Origin of the sequence: Isoptericola sp. 178, assembly GCF_030586525.1 — a bacterium.
Classification (GTDB): domain Bacteria; phylum Actinomycetota; class Actinomycetes; order Actinomycetales; family Cellulomonadaceae; genus Isoptericola; species Isoptericola sediminis.
In genome coordinates this window covers 95,946-113,750 of sequence record NZ_JAUQYN010000001.1, presented here as the reverse complement: position 1 = coordinate 113,750, position 17,805 = coordinate 95,946, and the positions used below count along the sequence as shown (strand labels likewise).

Here is a 17,805-nt window from a genome sequence, read left to right as displayed (position 1 = left end):
GGGCGGTGCCGCAGGGTGCACCGCCCGGTGGATCGGCTCCGAAACCCGCCCCGGCCGGCAGGTTCTAGGCTGATCCGCGGGTCGCCCCCCGACACGCGACCCGGCGGCGCCGCGGCGCTGCGCCGAGGAACGACCGGACGGAGACGACGTGACCGAGGACTTCGCGGTGGCCGAGCCGCTGCTGGCGGAGCATGCCGAGATCGAGCGCGAGCTCGCCGATCCGGCCGTCCACGCCGACCCCGGTCGTGCCCGCACCCTGGGACGGCGGTACGCCGAGCTCAACCGGGTCGTCGGCGCCTACCGGTCCTGGCGCACCGCCCGGGACGACGCCGCCGCGGCGGCCGAGCTCGCCGACGAGGACGAGTCGTTCGCCGCGGAGGTCCCCGCGCTGCAGGAGGCCGAGGCCGAGGCCGCCGAGCACCTGCGCCGCGTCCTCGTGCCGCGCGACCCCGACGACGGCCGCGACGTGATCCTGGAGATCAAGGCCGGCGAGGGCGGCGACGAGTCCGCGCTGTTCGCCGGTGACCTGCTGCGCATGTACCTGCGCTACGCGGAACGCCGGGGGTGGGCGACGCAGGTGCTGGAGTCCACCGAGACCGAGCTCGGCGGGTTCAAGGACGTCCAGCTCGCGGTGAAGTCCCGCGGCACCCCGGACGACCCCGCGGACGGTGTCTGGGCGAACCTCAAGTACGAGGGCGGGGTGCACCGCGTCCAGCGGGTGCCGGTCACCGAGTCCCAGGGACGGATCCACACGTCGGCCGCCGGGGTGCTGGTGCTGCCCGAGGTCGACGACCCCGGCGAGGTCGAGATCGACCCGAACGACCTGCGCATCGACGTCTACCGGTCCTCCGGGCCCGGCGGGCAGTCGGTGAACACGACCGACTCCGCCGTGCGCATCACGCACGAGCCCACCGGCATCGTCGTGTCGATGCAGAACGAGAAGTCGCAGCTGCAGAACAAGGAGCAGGCGATGCGCGTGCTCCGGGCGCGGCTGCTGGCCGCCCGGCAGGAGGCCGCCGCCGCCGAGGCCGCGGACCTGCGCCGGTCGCAGGTGCGCACCGTCGACCGCAGCGAACGGATCCGGACGTACAACTTCCCGGAGAACCGCATCGCGGACCACCGTACGGGCTTCAAGGCCTACAACCTCGACCACGTGCTGGCCGGGGACCTGGACGCCCTCATCCGGTCGGCCGTCGACGCCGACGAGGCCGCCCGGCTCGCGGCCGCCGGCGATGCCTGACACGGTCGGCGCCCTGCTGCACGAGGCGTCGCGACGGCTGGCCGCCGCCGGCGTCCCGTCGCCGCGCACCGACGCCGAGCTGCTCCTGGCCCACGTCCTGGACGTGCCGCGGGGCGAGGTCCGGCGGCTCTCCGTGCTCGACGCCCCGCTGCCCGACGGCGGCGCCCCGGCCGGCCCCGGCCCGGGGGAGCGGTTCGCGGGGCTCGTCGAGCGCCGGGCACGCCGGGAGCCCCTGCAGCACCTGACGGGCACGGCGCCGTTCCGGCACCTCGAGCTGGCCGTCGGGCCCGGGGTGTTCGTGCCGCGCCCGGAGACCGAGCAGGTCGCCCAGGTCGCGGTCGACGAGGCCACGGCCGTCGTCGCCGACCGGGGGAGCGTCGTCGTCGTCGACCTGTGCACCGGGTCCGGGGCCATCGCGCTGGCGGTGGCCACGGAGGTGCCGGGCGCCGTCGTCCACGCGGTGGAGCTGGACCGCGAGGCGTACCGGTGGACCGAGCGCAACGTCGCGGCGGTGGCCGGTGCCGCCGGTGCCGACGTCCGGCCGGTCCGGGGGGACGCCCGCACGGCTCTCACCGCGTGGGACGGCACGGTCGACGTCGTGGTGTCCAACCCGCCGTACGTGCCGCCGACGGCCGTGCCCCGGGACCCGGAGGTCGCAGGCCACGATCCCGGGGTGGCCCTGTACGGCCTCGGCGCCGACGGGCTGGAGGTGCCCCGGGGCGTCGCCAGGGCGGCGGCCCGGCTGCTGCGGCCGGGCGGGCTGTTCGTCATGGAGCACGCCGAGGTGCAGGCCGCCGGTGCGCGGGAGCTGGCCGCGGCGGCCGGTCTGGTCGACGTGCGCACCGCCGAGGACCTCACCGGCCGACCCCGCATGGTGGTCGCCCGGCAGCCGGTCGACGCACCGTCCGGACGACGAACCGTGACAGACTGGGGCGAGTGAGCACCGTGCACGATGTCACCGACGAGAACTCCTGGGGCCCCGCGATCGACGAGGCCGTCAACACGATCTCCCGGGGCGGACTCGTCGTCCTCCCGACCGACACGGTCTACGGGATCGGTGCGGACGCGTTCGACGCGGACGCCGTCGCCGCGCTGCTCGCGGCGAAGGGACGGGGGCGGCAGATGCCCCCGCCCGTCCTCGTGCCGGACACCCGCACGCTGGACGGGCTCGCCGTCGACGTGCCCGCCTCGGCACGTGCGCTGGTCGAGGCGTTCTGGCCGGGGGGCTTCACCATCATCCTGCGGTCCCAGCCGTCCCTGCAGTGGGACCTGGGCGAGACCCACGGCACGGTCGCGCTGCGGATGCCCGACCACCCGGCGGCGCTCGCGCTGCTGCGCCGCACGGGGCCGTTGGCCGTCTCCAGCGCCAACCGCACCGGGGGGCCCGCGGCCACCGAGGCCGCCGAGGCCGTCGACCAGCTCGGTGACGCGGTGGGCTGCTACCTCGACGGGGGCACCGCCCCGGGCGGTGTCGCCTCGACGATCGTCGACGCGACCGGCCCGGAGCTGCGCGTGGTGCGCCAGGGCGCGGTGACGCTCGCGGCGCTGCGCGAGATCGCGCCCGTGCTGGGCCTCGACGAGACCTGCGAGGGGAACCCCGGGTGAGGGCATATCTGCTGGTCATGCTCATCGCCGCGGCGGTGACGTACCTGGCGACACCCGGTGCCCGCTGGGTCGCCCGGCGGACCAACGCCATCTCCGCGGTCCGGGCCCGCGACGTGCACGTCCAGCCGACACCACGGCTGGGCGGTCTGGCGATGCTGCTCGGGATCGTCGTCGCCGTGCTGCTGGCCTCCCGCATGCCGTTCCTCGCGGGGGTCTTCGCCGAACCCCAGGTGTTCGGCGTCGTCGGCGGAGCGGTGATCGTCTGCCTGCTCGGGTGGGCCGACGACATCTGGGACCTGGACTGGATGACGAAGCTCGCGGGGCAGATCCTCGCCGCGGGGTTCCTCGTCGTGAACCAGGTCCAGCTGACCGCGCTGCCGATGCCCGGTGGCCTGACGATCCCGTCGGCCCGGCTGTCGCTGTTCGTCACGATCCTCGTCATCGTGGTCGCGATGAACGCCGTGAACTTCGTGGACGGGCTCGACGGCCTCGCCGCCGGCATCGTCGCGATCGGCGGGTCGGCGTTCTTCCTCTACACGTACTTCCTCACCCAGCAGGCGAGCCCGGCCGACTACTCGAGCTTCGCGACGATGATGACCGCGGTGCTGGTCGGCGTGTGCCTCGGGTTCCTGCCGCACAACTTCTACCCGTCGCACATCTTCATGGGCGACTCGGGGTCGATGATCCTGGGGCTGGTCTTCGCCGGTGCGGCGATCTCGATCACCAGCAGCTTCGACCCGACCGTCACCGACGCCCTGTCGGGCGCGCAGCGGGCCACGATCTTCATCCCGCTGCTGCTGCCGCTGGCCGTGACGCTCCTGCCGCTGCTCGACATGACGATGGCGGTCGTCCGCCGGCTGGCCGCCGGCAAGTCGCCGATGGCCCCCGACCGGATGCACCTGCACCACCGCATGCTCGCCCTGGGGCACTCGCACCGCCGCGCCGTGCTCATCCTGTACGTCTGGACGGCGGTCTTCGCCTTCGGCACGGCGGCACTGGTGGCGTGGCGCTGGCAGGTGGTGCTCGCCTGGCTCGTCGTGGCGGTCGTCGTGGCCCTGGTGCTCACGCTCGGCCCGCTGCGCACGCGCGGGCGCTTCCTCGACGACGACGTGGCCTCGGGGGCGAACCCGGTGGCGGCGTCGTCCACCCCGACGCCCTCCGGAGAAGGAGACCGACCATGACCGAGCAGAACGCCACCCCGGACCGCCCCGAGGAGCCCGAGGGCGTCGAGGGGCGCACGCACGAGGAGGTCCAGTCCTCCGAGCGCGCGATGCTGCGTCGCGCCATGCGGTCGACGCTGCTGCTGGTCGGGGGGCTGGTGGTCGGGGGCGGCCTCGTCGGCTGGTTCGTGGCCGGGACGGCGGGCGTCTGGGGCGCCCTCGTCGGTGCGGGGCTGGCAGCGTTCTTCTGTGCCACCACGATCTGGTCGATGCAGCGCACCGTCGGCGCGTCGCCGACCGCCATGGCGGCCGGTGTCATGGGCGCCTGGCTGGCGAAGATCGTGGTGCTCGTCGTCGTGCTGGTGCTGCTGCGCGGAGCGGACTTCTACGACCCCTACGTGCTGTTCGTCGTGCTGGCACTCGGAGCGGTCGGGTCGGCGCTGCTCGACTACCAGGCCGTGCGCGGGGCGCGGATGCCCTACGTGCAGCCCTGACCTGCGACGAAGCCCCCAGGTGGGACGGCTGCACGTGCCATTGTTCACAAGCCGCACGATTCCGCTGCCGAAGTGGCCCTTCGGTGTCGGACCATCCGAGTTCATCTAGTAGGCTGTCCGCGAATCCATGACGGCCAGGTCCGATGGCGTGCCCGCTTCAGCGTGGAGTGCCGAAAGACCTTCGACCACCCGGGAGTCCTCCTGTTCACGTCAGCGACCCCCATGCTGTTCGCCGCCTCCGAAGGGGAGGGCGGCTTCCATGTGCCGTCCATCGACGAATTCTTCCCGCCGGCGATCCTCTTTGAGGACACGATCTTCCAGATCGACCGGATCTGGATCATCCGCATCATCGCGATGGCGGTGCTGCTGACCGTCTTCGTGGTGGCCGCGCGGCGCGCGAAGCTCGTGCCCGGACGGTTCCAGGGCGCGATCGAGATCATCCTCGACTTCGTGCGCGTGCAGATCGCTGAGGAGATCCTCGGCAAGACGAACGCCCGTCGCTTCGTCCCGATGCTGACGACGATCTTCCTGTCGATCCTCGCGTTCAACATCACGGGCATCATCCCGTTCCTCAACATGGCCGGTACCGCCCGGATCGGCCTGCCGCTGGTGCTGGCGCTGTGGGTCTTCGTGACCTACTGGTGGGTCGGCATCGCCAAGCACGGCCTCGGCGGCTACCTGAAGAACAACCTCTTCCCGCCCGGGATCCCGTGGCCGATCTACTTCATCGTCACGCCGATCGAGCTGGTGCAGATCCTCGTGGTCCGGCCGCTCTCGCTCGCGCTGCGACTCGCGGCCAACATGATCGCCGGGCACATCATGCTGGTGCTCTGCTTCGCGGCGACCCAGTTCTTCCTCCTCGAGGCGGCGCCGGCGCTGAAGGGCATCGCCGCACTGACCCTCGCGGGTGGCTTCGCCGTCACCCTGTTCGAGATCCTGGTCGCGCTGCTGCAGGCGTACATCTTCGCCCTGCTCGCCGCGGTCTACATCAGCCTGTCGCTGGAGGAGGAGCACTGATCCTGGAGGATCAGGCTTCCTGACACGGCACGCCCACCTACCCACCCAGACGCAAGTCAGCGACGTCGGGCCGACCGGCCCGACGCCCAACGGAAGGAAACCCAGTGGACGTCACCACCCTCGCCGAGGTCACCGGTAACCTCAACGCTGTCGGCTACGGCCTCGCCGCGGTCGGCCCGGGCATCGGTCTCGGCATCCTCATCGGCAAGACGATCGAGGGCATGGCCCGCCAGCCCGAGGTCGCCGGTCAGCTGCGCGCCACCATGTTCCTCGGTGTCGCCTTCGTCGAGCTGCTCGCCCTCCTCGGCCTCGTCGCCGGCTTCCTGTTCCCGGCCGCGTGATGGCGGCGGCGCACACCGCCGCCCCGGTCATCGTGGCGGCGGAAGAAACGGCAGCGGAGGGGATCGACCTCTTCATCCCCGCCTGGTACGACATCATCTGGTCGTCGGTCGTCCTCGCCGTCATCGCGGTCGTCTTCTACCGGTACGTCCTGCCTCGGTTCCAGGCGGTCCTGGACGAGCGCACGGCGAAGATCGAGGGCGGTCTGGCCAAGGCCGAGAAGGCGCAGCAGGAGGCTGCGGCAGCGCTGGCGGAGTACCACCAGCAGCTCGCCGAGGCCCGTGCCGAGGCCTCGAAGACGCGCGAGGAGGCCCGTGCCGAGGGCACGGCCATCGTCGCCGAGCTGAAGGCCAAGGCCAACGACGAGGCGGCACGCATCGTCGAGACGGCACACCGTCAGATCGAGGCCGAGCGTCAGGCCGCGGCGGTCTCGCTGCGGACCGAGGTCGGCACCCTGGCGACCGAGCTCGCGTCGAAGATCGTCGGTGAGTCGCTGGAGGACAGCGCGCGCCAGTCGCGCGTCGTCGACCGGTTCCTCGACGAGCTCGAGGCCGAGCAGGTCGCGACCACGAGGAGCGAGGAGGGCTGATGCGAGGCACGAGCGGAGCATCCCTGGCCGCCGCCCAGGAGCGGTTCGAGCCGGTGCTGCGGTCCGCAGGGACCGAAGCCGCCACGCTGGGCGAGCAGCTGTTCGCCGTCGTGAGCGCGCTCGACGGGTCGGCCCCGCTGCGCCGCTCGCTCGCGGACCCCTCGCGGGACGGCGAGGACAAGGCGCGCCTCGTCACGGCCGTGCTGGCCGACGGGTTCGACGAGCGTGTCGTCGACCTCGTCTCCGGCCTGGTCCGGTCGCGGTGGTCGAGCGACGCCGATCTCGGTGACGCCGTGGAGCGCCTGGCGGTCGACGCCATGCTCGCCGCGGCGGAGTCGCGGGGCGCGCTGGAGACCGTCGAGGACGAGCTCTTCGTCCTGACCCGCGCCCTGGTCGGGCAGCGTGCTGCCCGCCAGGCCCTCTCGGACGAGACCTCGGCCCGCGAGCAGCGGGTCGGGCTGGTCGAGGCGCTGCTGGCCGGCAAGGCCGACGAGATCACGGTGGCGCTGGCGCGCCGCGCGACGACCTCGTTGCGCGGACGTCGGTTCGTCCCCACGCTGGTCTGGTACGGCGACGTCGCGGCCGAGCGCCGCAACCGTCTCGTGGCGTCGGTGACGAGCGGCTCGGTGCTCTCCGCGGCACAGGAGGAGCGCCTCGGCGAGATCCTCGAACGTGCCTACGGGCGTGCCGTCCAGCTCAACGTCACGGTCGACCCGGCCGTGGTCGGTGGGCTGCGTATCCAGGTCGGCGCCGACGTCGTCGACTCCACCGTGCTGTCCCGCCTGGCTGACGCCCGTCGCCGGCTGGCCGGCTGACAACTTGACGCCCAGCCGGCCGTGGGTCGGCGCAGACGAACGTTCGGTCGCAGACTGCGGCCACGACAGGAGAAGAGCAATGGCTGAGCTGACGATCCGGCCGGAAGAGATCCGCGCCGCGCTGGACAGCTTCGTGAAGTCCTACGAGCCCGAAGGAGCGGCGACCGAAGAGGTCGGCCGCGTGACCTTCGCCGCCGACGGCATCGCCAACGTCGAAGGCCTGCCCGGCGCCATGGCCAACGAGCTGCTGCGTTTCGAGGACGGCACGCTCGGCCTGGCGCTGAACCTGGACGTCCGCGAGATCGGTGTCGTCGTCCTCGGCGAGTTCACCGGTATCGAGGAGGGCCAGGAGGTCCGCCGCACCGGTGAGGTCCTGTCGGTCCCCGTCGGCGAGGGCTACCTCGGCCGCGTCGTGGACCCGCTGGGCAACCCGGTCGACGGTCTCGGCGACATCGACACCGACGGCCGCCGCGCCCTGGAGCTCCAGGCCCCCGGCGTCATGCAGCGCAAGTCGGTCCACGAGCCGCTGCAGACCGGCATCAAGGCCATCGACTCGATGATCCCGATCGGCCGCGGTCAGCGTCAGCTGATCATCGGTGACCGCCAGACCGGCAAGACGGCGATCGCGATCGACACGATCATCAACCAGAAGGCGAACTGGGACTCCGGCGACCCCGACAAGCAGGTGCGCTGCATCTACGTCGCGGTCGGTCAGAAGGGCTCCACGATCGCCTCGGTGCGCGGCGCCCTCGAGGAGGCCGGCGCGCTGGAGTACACCACGATCGTGGCGGCCCCGGCCTCCGACCCGGCCGGCTTCAAGTACCTCGCGCCCTACACCGGTTCGGCCATCGGCCAGCACTGGATGTACGCCGGCAAGCACGTGCTGGTGATCTTCGACGACCTGTCGAAGCAGGCCGAGGCCTACCGCGCCACGTCGCTGCTGCTGCGCCGCCCGCCGGGCCGCGAGGCGTACCCCGGTGACGTCTTCTACCTGCACTCCCGGCTGCTCGAGCGTTGCGCGAAGCTCTCGGACGAGATGGGCGCCGGATCGATGACCGGTCTGCCGATCATCGAGACCAAGGCGAACGACGTCTCGGCGTACATCCCGACGAACGTCATCTCCATCACCGACGGTCAGATCTTCCTGCAGTCCGACCTGTTCAACGCGGACCAGCGCCCGGCGGTCGACGTCGGTATCTCGGTCTCCCGCGTCGGCGGTGACGCCCAGGTCAAGGCCATGAAGAAGGTCTCCGGCACGCTGAAGCTGGAGCTGGCCCAGTACCGCGCGCTCGAGGCGTTCGCCATGTTCGCCTCCGACCTCGACGCCGCCTCGCGCGGTCAGCTCGCCCGCGGTGCGGTGCTGATGGAGCTGCTCAAGCAGCCGCAGTACACGCCGTACCCGGTCGAGGAGCAGGTCGCCTCCATCTGGGCCGGTACCCGTGGCAAGCTGGACGACGTCCCGGTGGACGACGTCAAGCGCTTCGAGTCCGAGTTCATCGAGCACCTGCGCCGCAACACCGACGTCTTCACCACCATCGTGGAGACCGGCAAGCTGGAGCAGGACACCGAGGACGCGCTCACCGCGGCCGTCGAGGACTTCCGCGACGGCTTCCTCAAGGGCGACGGTTCCCCGCTGGTCGGCGGCGAGCCCGACACCGACGCCGCGGACGCCGAGCAGGAGCAGCTCGTCGTGCAGAAGAAGGGCTGATCGTATGGCCGGAGGATCCCAGCGCGTCTACAAGCAGCGGATCAAGTCGACGCAGTCGCTGAAGAAGGTGTTCCGCGCGCAGGAGCTGATCGCTGCCTCGCGCATCGGCAAGGCTCGTGGCCGGACGGCCGCCGCCGCGCCGTACGAGCGGGCGATCACCCGTGCCGTGTCGGCCGTCGCGACACACACGGCGACCGACCACCCGCTGACCACGGAACGCACCGACACGAACCGGGCCGCGGTCCTCGTCATCGCCTCGGACCGCGGGATGGCGGGCTCCTACTCGGCCTCGATCATCCGCGAGACCGAGCGCGTCGTGGCCCGGCTGCAGGCCGAGGGCAAGGAGGTCGCCCTCTACGCGACCGGCCGTCGGGCGATCTCGTACTTCCGTTACCGGGAGCGCGAGATGGCGGGCCAGTGGTCGTACGGCTCGGACAGCCCGCAGGCCGACGTGGCCGGGGAGATCGCCGACACCCTGCTCGGCGCGTTCCTCGCCCCGGAGGCCGAGGGCGGCGTCGGCGAGCTGCACGTGGTCTACACGCAGTTCGTCAACATGGTCAGCCAGCGTCCCCGGCGCGTGCGGATGCTCCCGCTCGAGGTCGTCGAGGGAGTGGCCGTGCCCGGGGAGAACGACGCCCTGCCGCTGTACGACTTCGAGCCGTCGCCCGAAGCCGTCCTCGACTCCCTGCTGCCGCGGTACGTGCGCAGCCGCATCTTCAGCTTCATGCTGGAGGCCGCGGCCTCCGAGCTGGCCTCCCGCCAGCGCGCGATGCACACCGCGACGGACAACGCCCAGGACCTGATCCGTACCTACACGCGCCTGGCGAACCAGGCTCGCCAGGCGGACATCACCCAGGAGATCAGCGAGATCGTCTCGGGTGCTGACGCCCTCGCGGCGTCGTGACGCACCACGTCCGACGCCGTCGATCGACGAACTCACACCCGAACCTTTCGAAGCGAGGCAAGCAATGACCGCCACCACCGCGGAAGCAGCGCACGGCGCCGCCGCGACCGAGCCGGGGACCGGCCGTGTCGCGCGGGTGATCGGCCCTGTCGTCGACATCGAGTTCCCCGAGGACTCGATCCCCGAGATCTACAACGCCCTCCAGGTCGACATCGACCTGTCGGGCCTGGGGGAGGAGGAGAACACCTTCACCCTGACGCTCGAGACCGCCCAGCACCTGGGCGACTCGCTGGTGCGGGCGATCGCCCTGAAGCCGACCGACGGTCTGGTCCGCGGGGCCGTCGTCACCGACACGGGCGCCCCGATCTCCGTGCCCGTCGGTGACGTCACCAAGGGCAAGGTCTTCAACGTCACCGGTGACGTGCTCAACCTCCCCGAGGGCGAGACGCTCGAGGTCACCGAGCGGTGGCCGATCCACCGCAAGCCGCCGGCGTTCGACCAGCTCGAGTCGAAGACCCAGATGTTCGAGACGGGCATCAAGTCGATCGACCTGCTGACCCCGTACGTGCAGGGTGGCAAGATCGGTCTCTTCGGTGGTGCGGGCGTCGGCAAGACGGTCCTCATCCAGGAGATGATCCAGCGTGTCGCCCAGGACCACGGCGGTGTCTCCGTGTTCGCCGGTGTCGGTGAGCGCACGCGTGAGGGCAACGACCTGATCCACGAGATGGACGAGGCCGGCGTCTTCGACAAGACCGCCCTGGTCTTCGGCCAGATGGACGAGCCGCCGGGCACGCGTCTGCGCGTCGCCCTGTCCGCGCTCACGATGGCGGAGTACTTCCGCGACGTGAAGAAGCAGGACGTGCTGCTGTTCATCGACAACATCTTCCGCTTCACGCAGGCGGGTTCCGAGGTCTCCACGCTGCTCGGCCGCATGCCGTCCGCCGTGGGCTACCAGCCGAACCTCGCGGACGAGATGGGTCTGCTCCAGGAGCGCATCACCTCGACCCGTGGCCACTCGATCACCTCGCTGCAGGCGATCTACGTGCCCGCGGACGACTACACCGACCCGGCGCCGGCGACGACGTTCGCCCACCTCGACGCGACCACGGAGCTCTCCCGTGAGATCGCCTCGCAGGGTCTGTACCCGGCGATCGACCCGCTGACCTCGACGTCGCGCATCCTCGACCCGCGCTACGTGGGCCAGGAGCACTACGACGTCGCCACCGCGGTGAAGTCGATCCTGCAGCGCAACAAGGAGCTGCAGGACATCATCGCGATCCTCGGTGTCGACGAGCTCTCGGAGGAGGACAAGACGCTGGTGGCGCGCGCCCGCCGCATCCAGCAGTTCCTCTCGCAGAACACGTACATGGCCAAGAAGTTCACGGGTGTCGAGGGTTCGACGGTCCCGCTGAGCGAGACGGTCGAGGCCTTCAAGAAGATCACCGAGGGCGAGTACGACCACGTGGCCGAGCAGGCCTTCTACAACATCGGTGGTCTCGAGGACCTCGAGCGCAACTGGGCGAAGATCCAGAAGGAGTACGGGGCCTGACGGCCACGTCGCGCATCCCGACGGCGTCGCCCTGCCGTGCACCACGGTGGCGGCGGGGCGACGCCGCACCACTCTCGACTGAAGAACCCTGGAGCCCGACATGGCAGAGCTGAACGTCGACCTGGTCGCGGCGGACCGCAAGGTCTGGTCCGGAGCGGCCCGCGAGGTCAGCGCCCCGTCCGCCGAAGGCCAGGTGGGCATCCTCGCCGGCCACACCCCGATGCTGGCGGTGCTGCGGCCGGGAACGGTCAAGGTCTCGACCGCAGCCGGACAGGTCGCCGTCGAGGTCCACGTCGACGGCGGGTTCCTCTCGGTGGACGACGACGTCGTCACGATCGTCGTCGACGAGGTCACCGAGGTCTCCGGACGCGAGTCGGCGCTGGCCTGAGGGGGCGGCGACGGTGGGGTACGTGCTCTGGACGGTCCTCGCCGTCGTGCTCGTGCTCGCCCTCGTGCTCGTCGTCGGGGGCTCGCGTCTCCGCCGGCTGTCACGCCGGGTCGGGTCGTTCCAGTGCGGTGCCCGGCCCGGCGACAACCCGTCCGGCGCGTGGTCGGCCGGCATCGCACACTACGGCGTGGGCCGGATCGACTGGTTCCGGTGCTGGTCCCTGGCCCCGCGCCCGGCACGGAGCTGGCGTCGTGACCGGCTCGAGGTGACGGGCCGGGCACCTCTCGACCTGGCTGGCCAGGTCGACCAGTACCTGGTGCGCTGTCGGTACGACGGGACCGATTTCGAGCTGACGATGTCAGCGGGTGCCTATGCCGGACTCGCCTCCTGGCTGGAGTCCGCCCCGCCCGGACGACGCGACCTCGTCGTCTGACCGAGCCACGAAGGGGAGAGCGTGAGACTGGTCGTCGCCCGCTGCTCGGCCCGCTACACGGGTCGCCTGACCGCCCACCTGCCGCTGGCCACCCGGTTGCTGGTGGTCAAGGCGGACGGGAGCGTGCTGCTGCACTCCGACGGCGGCTCCTACAAGCCGCTGAACTGGATGAGCCCGCCGTGCACGATGTCCGCCGCCGAGCCCGACGAGGAGTCGGCTGCCCGGGGCGTGACGGCGGTGTGGACCGTCCAGCACCAGAAGTCGGACGACCGCCTGGAGATCGACCTGTACGACGTCGTGCACGACTCCGACCACGACCTGGGCGTGGACCCGGGGCTGGTCAAGGACGGCGTCGAGGCGCATCTGCAGGAGCTGCTGGCCGCGCAGATCGAGCTCCTCGGGACCGGCCACTCGCTGGTCCGGCGCGAGTACATGACCGCCATCGGCCCGGTGGACATCCTGGCCCGTGACGCCGACGGCGGGACCGTCGCCGTCGAGATCAAGCGGCGCGGCGAGATCGACGGGGTCGAGCAGCTCACCCGGTACCTGGAGCTGCTGAACCGGGACCCGTTGCTGTCCCCGGTCCGGGGCGTGTTCGCGGCGCAGGAGATCAAGCCGCAGGCCCGGGTGCTGGCCGGCGACCGGGGGATCGACTGCCTGGTCCTGGACTACGACGCCATGCGCGGGGTCGACGACCCGGACTCGCGCCTCTTCTAGCCGGACGAGACAGCGCGGCCCAGGTCAGCGCGGTGCGGCAGGATGGGTGCATGGTCACCGATCCCTCCGATGCTCAGGACAGCCCTCGCCCTCCGTCCGTCTTCGCGCTGCGCGGGGACGTGGTTACGCCCGACCGACTGGTCCGTGACGGCGCGGTCGTGGTCGCCGACGACCGGATCGTGTGGGCGGGCCCGCTCGAGGAGGCCGCGGCCGCCGGAGTGGGTGACGAGGTGGCCCGTGCCGAGGAACCCCCGCCCGGCACCTACGTGCTGCCCGGCCTGGTCGACCTGCACAACCACGGCGGCGGCGGGGCGGGGTTCCCGGACGCCACCTCCGTCGACGAGGCGATGACGGCCGTGCTGGAGCACCGGCGCCACGGCACGACGACGCTGCTGGCCTCGCTCGTGACGGCCGACCGGGAGACGCTCCTCGCGCGGGCCGCCCTGCTGGCGGATCTCGCGGACGCGGGGGAGATCGCGGGGATCCACGCCGAGGGACCGTTCCTGTCCGCGGCCCGCTGCGGCGCCCAGGACCCCAGCCGCCTCGTCCCCGGCGACGTCCGGCTCGTGCGCGACCTGCGCGAGGCGTCCGGGGGCCATCTGCGCACCATGACCGTCGCGCCCGAGGTCGACGGCGTGACCGGACCGGGCGGCGTCGCGACGGCGCTGGTGCGCGCCGGCGTCGTGCCGTCGCTGGGGCACACCGACGCCACGACCGAGCAGTCGGAGGCGCTGCTGCGGCAGGTGGCCGCGGACCTGGCCGAGGCCGGTGGCTCGTCGCGGATGACCGCCACGCACCTGTTCAACGGCATGCGTCCGCTGCACCACCGTCACCCGGGGCCGGTCGCCGCCTGCCTGGCGGCGGCGTCGCGGGGCGACCTCGTGGTCGAGCTGGTGGGCGACGGCGTGCACCTGGACCCCGCCACCGTCCGCACCGTGATGCAGACGGTCGGCGTGGACCAGGTCGCGCTCGTCACCGACGCGATGGCGGCGGCCGGGATGGACGACGGGGACTACGAGCTCGGCCCGATGTCCGTGGTCGTCCGCGACGGTGTGGCGCGGCTCGCCGACCCCGAGGATCCTCAGGGCGGGGCGATCGCCGGCAGCACCGCGCACCTGATCGACGTGGTCCGCTGCGCGGTCGAGGCCGGTGTCCCGCTCGTCGCCGCCGTCCGGAGCGCCTCGTGGGTGCCGGCAGGGGTGCTCGGGGCGACCGACGTCGGGGGACTGGTCGCCGGGCGCCGGGCCGACGTCCTCGTGGTCGACCGGGACCTGCGGGTGCAGCACGTGTGCCGTGGCGGCCGCCCCGTCTGACCGTCGAGGGTGAGTCGCGCCACGGCAGGGAGCCGGAGCGACCGACGCGCCGCGGACGACACGCCGGTGCGGGCGGTCCGCACCCCGTCTCGACGAACCCGAGGGGCATCCGCGGTCCCGGGTCGTCCACATGGTGTGGACACCGGCCGTCCACACCGTGTGGACCGTCGGTGGGCGGCCTGCGGACACGGCGGACCGGCGGGGACGGCCGGTCGGAGGACGGCGCCGCGCGGCCGTGTCGGAGGCTCCTGGGATGCTGGGTCCACAGGCTCGCGGCGCGTCGTCCACGGCCTCCGCGGAGAACTACACGGGTGAAATCACAGCGATGACAAACACAACATGTCGTGGGCAGGTGCGCGGCGAACACTAGGTGTAGTGTTGAGAGCACGTCGGGGCCGCAGGCTCCGACGTGAATCACATCGACGTAGTTCCACCGGTGTCGTTCCTGGTGAGGGCCCCCTCGGGGCCGCAGAGCCAGCCGCGACCGTCCGGTTCGGACGTCGAGGCCAGGTTGTCAGGGGACATCGACCGGCCGCCCCGGTGGCGGCAGAGACAGGGAGTGCGAGATGAGCGTCACGGTCTACAGCAAGCCGTCCTGCGTGCAGTGCGACGCGACCTACCGGGCACTGGACCGCAAGGGCGTCGAGTACTCCGTCGTGGACATCACCGAGGATGCCCAGGCGCTCGAGATGGTCCGTGAGCTCGGTTACCTGCAGGCGCCGGTCGTCGTCGCGGGTGACACGCACTGGTCGGGCTTCCGCCCCGACCAGATCAGCGCCCTCGCGGCGCAGCAGGCCGTCACGGCCTGACGATCTCCGGCCCGGTCGCGCACTCGACCCGCGCGACCGGGCCGGTACCACCGCAGCACGTCCGACGGGGGGAGAGCGACATGGGCTCGCTCGTGTACTTCTCCAGCGTCTCGGAGAACACGCACCGCTTCGTGAGGCGCCTCGGTCTCGAGGAGCGCGGCATGTCGGTGCACCGCATCCCGCTGCGGCCCGCCGACGGCTTCCTGACCGTCGACGAGCCCTACGTCCTCCTGGCCCCCACCTACGGCGGGGGCAACGAGGGCGGTGCGGTGCCTCGGCAGGTGCGCAAGTTCCTCGGGGACGAGGGCAACCGGTCGTTGATCCGCGGCGTGATCGCGGCGGGCAACACCAACTTCGGCGCTGCCTACTGCATCGCCGGTGACATCATCGCGGCGAAGTGCCAGGTCCCGTACCTGTACGCCTTCGAGCTGCTCGGCACCACCGAGGACGCCCAACGCGTCCGTGACGGATTGGGACGATTTTGGCAACGACAGTCACTGATCTCGGCGTGAGCGCCACGACGTCCGAGGCGTCGCCGACCACGACGGGCGCCTCTCTGCAGCAGAGCGACATGGACTACCACGCGCTCAACGCCATGCTGAACCTGTACGGGCCGGACGGGAAGATCCAGTTCGAGAAGGACCGCGAGGCCGCGTCGGCGTACTTCCGCCAGCACGTGCTGCCGAACACGATCGCGTTCGACACCCTCGACGCCAAGCTCGACTACCTCCTCGAGAACGAGTACTACGACCCGGCCGTCCTCGAGAAGTACTCCCGCTCGTTCGTCAAGGAGCTGTTCCAGCGGGCGTACGCCGCCGGGTTCCGCTTCGAGTCGTTCCTCGGTGCCTTCAAGTACTACACCTCGTACACGCTGAAGACGTTCGACGGCACGAAGTACCTCGAGCGCTTCGAGGACCGGGTCTCGATGGTGGCCCTCGGGCTGGCGGCCGGCGACGAGCAGCGGGCGCGCGACATCGTCGACGAGGTCATCTCCGGGCGGTTCCAGCCGGCCACGCCCACGTTCCTCAACGTCGGCAAGGCGCAGCGCGGCGAGCCCGTCTCCTGCTTCCTGCTGCGCATCGAGGACAACATGGAGTCGATCGCGCGCAGCATCAACTCGGCGCTGCAGCTCTCGAAGCGCGGCGGAGGCGTCGCGCTGCTGCTCAGCAACGTGCGCGAGCACGGTGCGCCGATCAAGCACATCCAGAACCAGTCCTCCGGTGTCATCCCGGTCATGAAGCTGCTCGAGGACTCCTTCTCGTACGCGAACCAGCTCGGCGCACGCCAGGGCGCCGGCGCGGTCTACCTGCACGCCCACCACCCGGACATCCTGCGGTTCCTCGACACCAAGCGCGAGAACGCCGACGAGAAGATCCGCATCAAGACGCTGTCGCTAGGCGTGGTCATCCCGGACATCACGTTCGAGCTGGCCAAGCGCAACGAGGACATGCACCTGTTCAGCCCGTACGACGTCGAGCGCATCTACGGCAAGCCGTTCGCCGACATCTCGATCACCGAGAAGTACGACGAGCTGGTGGCGGACGACCGGATCACGAAGAAGACCATCCGTGCGCGGGACTTCTTCCAGACGATCGCCGAGCTGCAGTTCGAGTCGGGCTACCCGTACGTCATGTTCGAGGACACGGTGAACCGCGCCAACCCGATCGCCGGGCGGATCACGCACTCCAACCTGTGCTCGGAGATCCTGCAGGTCTCCACGGCCTCCACGTTCCACGAGGACCTGTCCTACGACGAGGTCGGCCGGGACATCTCCTGCAACCTGGGCTCGCTGAACATCGCCAAGGCGATGGACTCGCCCGACCTGGGCCGGACCATCGACACGGCGATCCGGGCGCTGACCGCGGTCTCGGACCAGACGAGCATCGAGTCGGTGCCGTCGGTGAAGAAGGCGAACGAGCTCGGGCACGCCATCGGGCTCGGTCAGATGAACCTGCACGGGTACCTCGCGCGCGAGCGGATCCACTACGGCTCCGCCGAGGGCGTCGACTTCACGAACATGTACTTCTACACGGTCGCCTACCACGCGATCGCGGCGTCGAACCGTCTCGCGATCGAGCGTGGCCGGGCCTTCGGCGGGTTCGAGGAGTCCGCCTACGCCTCGGGGGAGTACTTCGACAAGTACACCGACGCCGTGTGGGAGCCGGCCACCGAGCGGGTCGCCGAGCTCTTCGCGGGCGCCGGCGTGCACATCCCGACCCAGGACGACTGGCGCGAGCTCAAGGCGTCCGTGATGGCGCACGGGATCTACAACCAGAACCTCCAGGCGGTGCCGCCGACCGGGTCGATCAGCTACATCAACTACTCGACGTCGTCGATCCACCCGGTGGCCGCCAAGATCGAGATCCGCAAGGAGGGCAAGCTCGGTCGCGCGTACTACCCGGCGCCGTACATGACGAACGACAACCTGGAGTACTACCAGGACGCGTACGAGATCGGGTACGAGAAGATCATCGACACCTACGCCGCGGCGACGCAGCACGTCGACCAGGGGCTGAGCCTGACGCTGTTCTTCCCGGACACCGTGACCACCCGTGACGTCAACAAGGCGCAGATCTACGCCTGGCGCAAGGGCATCAAGACGCTGTACTACATCCGGCTGCGGCAGCTGGCGCTCGAGGGCACCGAGGTGGAGAACTGCGTGAGCTGCATGCTCTGACCCGCCGCCGCTCGCCCTCGTCGTCGACCCACGCCCCGAAGGAACCCG

At 71.0% G+C, this 17,805-nt stretch carries 19 protein-coding genes; all 19 read left to right on the top strand.

Going from position 1 to position 17,805, the window contains the following annotated elements; genetic code table 11:
* The first annotated feature begins 148 nt into the window (after nucleotides 1-148).
* The 19 genes from prfA (at nucleotide 149) to nrdE (ending at nucleotide 17,757) form a co-directional block, all read left to right on the top strand.
* On the top strand, nucleotides 149-1,240 hold the full coding sequence (gene prfA, locus Q6349_RS00450) for a peptide chain release factor 1 (protein WP_304602421.1): 1,092 nt from the start codon (nucleotides 149-151) through the stop codon (nucleotides 1,238-1,240).
* The gene (gene prmC / locus Q6349_RS00445; protein WP_304602420.1) at nucleotides 1,233-2,180 is read left to right on the top strand and encodes a peptide chain release factor N(5)-glutamine methyltransferase; all 948 of its coding nucleotides are present in this window, start codon (nucleotides 1,233-1,235) and stop codon (nucleotides 2,178-2,180) included. The genes prfA and prmC overlap by 8 nt, the downstream gene beginning before the upstream one ends.
* 5 nt (nucleotides 2,181-2,185) lie before the next feature.
* The gene (locus tag Q6349_RS00440) at nucleotides 2,186-2,845 is read left to right on the top strand and encodes an L-threonylcarbamoyladenylate synthase (protein ID WP_304603068.1); all 660 of its coding nucleotides are present in this window, start codon (nucleotides 2,186-2,188) and stop codon (nucleotides 2,843-2,845) included.
* Nucleotides 2,842-4,026, top strand: coding sequence for a glycosyltransferase family 4 protein (locus Q6349_RS00435; RefSeq protein ID WP_304602419.1), 1,185 nt, complete (start codon nucleotides 2,842-2,844; stop codon nucleotides 4,024-4,026). The genes Q6349_RS00440 and Q6349_RS00435 overlap by 4 nt, the downstream gene beginning before the upstream one ends.
* Nucleotides 4,023-4,499, top strand: coding sequence for a hypothetical protein (locus tag Q6349_RS00430; RefSeq protein WP_304602418.1), 477 nt, complete (start codon nucleotides 4,023-4,025; stop codon nucleotides 4,497-4,499). The genes Q6349_RS00435 and Q6349_RS00430 overlap by 4 nt, the downstream gene beginning before the upstream one ends.
* A gap of 222 nt (nucleotides 4,500-4,721) precedes the next feature.
* The gene (gene atpB, locus Q6349_RS00425) at nucleotides 4,722-5,516 is read left to right on the top strand and encodes a F0F1 ATP synthase subunit A (protein WP_171245494.1); all 795 of its coding nucleotides are present in this window, start codon (nucleotides 4,722-4,724) and stop codon (nucleotides 5,514-5,516) included.
* 104 nt (nucleotides 5,517-5,620) lie between these two features.
* The gene (locus Q6349_RS00420; protein ID WP_098464265.1) at nucleotides 5,621-5,857 is read left to right on the top strand and encodes an ATP synthase F0 subunit C; all 237 of its coding nucleotides are present in this window, start codon (nucleotides 5,621-5,623) and stop codon (nucleotides 5,855-5,857) included.
* Entirely contained in the window at nucleotides 5,857-6,444 is a 588-nt protein-coding gene (locus tag Q6349_RS00415) for a F0F1 ATP synthase subunit B (protein ID WP_171245495.1), read from the top strand. Before Q6349_RS00420 ends, Q6349_RS00415 begins: the two co-directional genes overlap by 1 nt.
* Nucleotides 6,444-7,259: a F0F1 ATP synthase subunit delta gene (locus tag Q6349_RS00410; RefSeq protein ID WP_171245496.1), complete on the top strand. Its 816-nt coding sequence runs from the start codon at nucleotides 6,444-6,446 to the stop codon at nucleotides 7,257-7,259. Before Q6349_RS00415 ends, Q6349_RS00410 begins: the two co-directional genes overlap by 1 nt.
* A 79-nt stretch (nucleotides 7,260-7,338) precedes the next feature.
* A complete protein-coding gene (atpA, locus tag Q6349_RS00405) occupies nucleotides 7,339-8,967 on the top strand; it encodes a F0F1 ATP synthase subunit alpha (RefSeq protein WP_304602417.1) in 1,629 nt (542 codons plus the stop codon).
* Between the two features lie 4 nt (nucleotides 8,968-8,971).
* Nucleotides 8,972-9,871, top strand: coding sequence for a F0F1 ATP synthase subunit gamma (locus Q6349_RS00400; protein ID WP_304602416.1), 900 nt, complete (start codon nucleotides 8,972-8,974; stop codon nucleotides 9,869-9,871).
* 64 nt (nucleotides 9,872-9,935) lie between these two features.
* Nucleotides 9,936-11,420, top strand: a complete 1,485-nt coding sequence (gene atpD, locus Q6349_RS00395; RefSeq protein WP_304602415.1) for a F0F1 ATP synthase subunit beta — start codon at nucleotides 9,936-9,938, stop codon at nucleotides 11,418-11,420.
* 100 nt (nucleotides 11,421-11,520) lie between these two features.
* The gene (locus Q6349_RS00390) at nucleotides 11,521-11,808 is read left to right on the top strand and encodes a F0F1 ATP synthase subunit epsilon (RefSeq protein ID WP_304602414.1); all 288 of its coding nucleotides are present in this window, start codon (nucleotides 11,521-11,523) and stop codon (nucleotides 11,806-11,808) included.
* 22 nt (nucleotides 11,809-11,830) lie between these two features.
* Entirely contained in the window at nucleotides 11,831-12,241 is a 411-nt protein-coding gene (locus Q6349_RS00385; RefSeq protein ID WP_304602413.1) for a DUF2550 domain-containing protein, read from the top strand.
* 21 nt (nucleotides 12,242-12,262) lie between these two features.
* The gene (gene nucS / locus Q6349_RS00380) at nucleotides 12,263-12,958 is read left to right on the top strand and encodes an endonuclease NucS (protein WP_171245502.1); all 696 of its coding nucleotides are present in this window, start codon (nucleotides 12,263-12,265) and stop codon (nucleotides 12,956-12,958) included.
* A 50-nt stretch (nucleotides 12,959-13,008) separates the two neighbouring features.
* A complete protein-coding gene (locus Q6349_RS00375) occupies nucleotides 13,009-14,271 on the top strand; it encodes an N-acetylglucosamine-6-phosphate deacetylase (RefSeq protein WP_304602412.1) in 1,263 nt (420 codons plus the stop codon).
* A 566-nt stretch (nucleotides 14,272-14,837) separates the two neighbouring features.
* The gene (gene nrdH, locus Q6349_RS00370; RefSeq protein WP_171245504.1) at nucleotides 14,838-15,080 is read left to right on the top strand and encodes a glutaredoxin-like protein NrdH; all 243 of its coding nucleotides are present in this window, start codon (nucleotides 14,838-14,840) and stop codon (nucleotides 15,078-15,080) included.
* A gap of 80 nt (nucleotides 15,081-15,160) precedes the next feature.
* Nucleotides 15,161-15,592, top strand: coding sequence for a class Ib ribonucleoside-diphosphate reductase assembly flavoprotein NrdI (nrdI, locus tag Q6349_RS00365; protein WP_171245505.1), 432 nt, complete (start codon nucleotides 15,161-15,163; stop codon nucleotides 15,590-15,592).
* Nucleotides 15,562-17,757 carry a class 1b ribonucleoside-diphosphate reductase subunit alpha gene (nrdE, locus tag Q6349_RS00360; protein WP_369810806.1) on the top strand — a complete coding sequence of 732 codons (2,196 nt, stop codon included), beginning with the start codon at nucleotides 15,562-15,564 and terminating at the stop codon, nucleotides 17,755-17,757. The genes nrdI and nrdE overlap by 31 nt, the downstream gene beginning before the upstream one ends.
* Nucleotides 17,758-17,805: the final 48 nt, after the last annotated feature.